Origin of the sequence: Mesorhizobium sp. M0830, from assembly GCF_040319965.1 — a bacterium.
Lineage (GTDB): Bacteria > Pseudomonadota > Alphaproteobacteria > Rhizobiales > Rhizobiaceae > Mesorhizobium.
In genome coordinates this window covers 1-1,538 of record NZ_JAMYOR010000135.1, presented here as the reverse complement: position 1 = coordinate 1,538, position 1,538 = coordinate 1, and the positions used below count along the sequence as shown (strand labels likewise).

Annotated in this window: 3 protein-coding genes; all 3 read right to left on the bottom strand. The window is 61.6% G+C overall.

All coding sequences use genetic code 11. The annotated features are described in order from the left end of the window. Positions 1-141: 141 nt before the first annotated feature. Positions 142-840: a CBS domain-containing protein gene (locus NKI20_RS33520; protein ID WP_502898189.1), complete on the bottom strand. Its 699-nt coding sequence runs from the start codon at positions 838-840 to the stop codon at positions 142-144. 106 nt (positions 841-946) lie between these two features. Then, a complete protein-coding gene (ccoS, locus tag NKI20_RS33515) occupies positions 947-1,102 on the bottom strand; it encodes a cbb3-type cytochrome oxidase assembly protein CcoS (protein ID WP_023759210.1) in 156 nt (51 codons plus the stop codon). Further along, positions 1,099-1,538 (bottom strand): HAD-IC family P-type ATPase (locus NKI20_RS33510; RefSeq protein WP_352838265.1); only part of this gene is annotated, 440 nt, incomplete at its 5' end. The genes ccoS and NKI20_RS33510, both read right to left, overlap by 4 nt.

Below are 1,538 nucleotides of genomic sequence, written 5' to 3'. Positions count from 1 at the left end.
GGCTCGGCCTATCCGAGCAACCCTCGTCTCTTAATCGCACGAAAGGGCGGGCCACCGATCTCAGGCCTCGGAACATGACGTCTAGTGCTTCGAGCTCTGAGGGCGACCGTCTCTGCCTTCTCAGCTTCTGTGACCAAATGCCTACGAAACCAGCACGACAGACAGCGGTCCGGCGCAGATGAGGTTGTCCCTGACAGCCTTGACGCCGGCGACATTTTCGGCGGCGACGATGGCTGCCTGGCGCTCGCGCTCGTCGAAGATGGCGCCGTTCAGTTGCACCGCCCCTGTGTTCACGGTCACATCGATCATGTCCTTGCCGGTCCATTTCTGCTTCGCAAGTTCGGCAAGGACGTCCTGACGGATTTGTTCGTCGTCTATCCGTGCCGAGGCCGCGCCAGATGGGACGTCGAGTAATGCGCGCAGCAGGTCGGAGCGGGTCACGATGCCGATCACCTTGCCGCCGTCGACGACCGGAATGCGTTTGACGTGATGGCGTGTCATGAGCTCGACCGTGCTGGACAGCGATGCGCCCGGTGATACCGTAACGACATCCGCCGTCATCACCTCTTCGATACGCCTTCCGTTGGCTTGAACATATTCTTCGGCCGCTTTTCCAGGGCTGACGAGAGCCTCCAGCCAACGCGGACGCGTGCGTCGCGTGCCCAGTTCTTCCCGGCGCAGAAAATCGCCCTCGCTGACGATCCCCACCAGCGTGCCGTCGCTGCGAATGACAGGCAGGCCGCTGATCTTCTTCGAAAGCATCAACCGTGCCGCATCGGCAATCGAAGCGTCAGGGTCTATTGCGACGACCGGTGTGGTCATTATCGCTTCTGCTCGCATGCCTGCCTCCTCGGATGTTTATCCCTTGACTATCTGGGTTTATGGGCTGTGCGCTTTGATCTGGGTCACCGGTCCCAGCGGTGTTTGAGCGACCCCGGCGCCCGAGTCAGCCTTGCGGCTTGTCGTCGCCATCGATCAGGATCCGTTCTGCGGCTCCATCGAGATCTTCATATTGACCGCTTCTCAAGGCCCACAGAAAGCCCCCAAGTCCAAGGGCGCCAAGGAAGAGGGCCACGGGTATGAGGTAGGAAAGAGTCGTCATCGAGGTTGTGCCAATTGGCTGACGCCGCGCCGCCTGTCCTGTCGAGAGCTTTGCGCCTGTCCGTTCGACACGAAGCCTTGCAGGCGCAGCGCATTTCCGATGACAAGCAGCGATGAGGCCGACATGGCGATCGCAGCGATCAGAGGCGTGACGTGTCCCAGTATGGCGATCGGAACGGCGACCGCATTGTAGACGATGGCGATCGCGATGTTCTGGCGGATCAGGCTCCCCGCCTCGCGCGAGACGTCCAGCGCGAGAGGCACTGCCGCAAGGCTTTCACGCAGGAATACGAAATCGGCGGCATTGCGACCGATGTCGGCCGCGGCAGCCGGCGCGATCGACACATGCGCTGCGCTCAGTGCAGGCGTGTCGTTGAGGCCGTCGCCAACCATCAGAACCCGCAGTCCCTCTCTTGCCAGGGTCTCGATGCATTCGA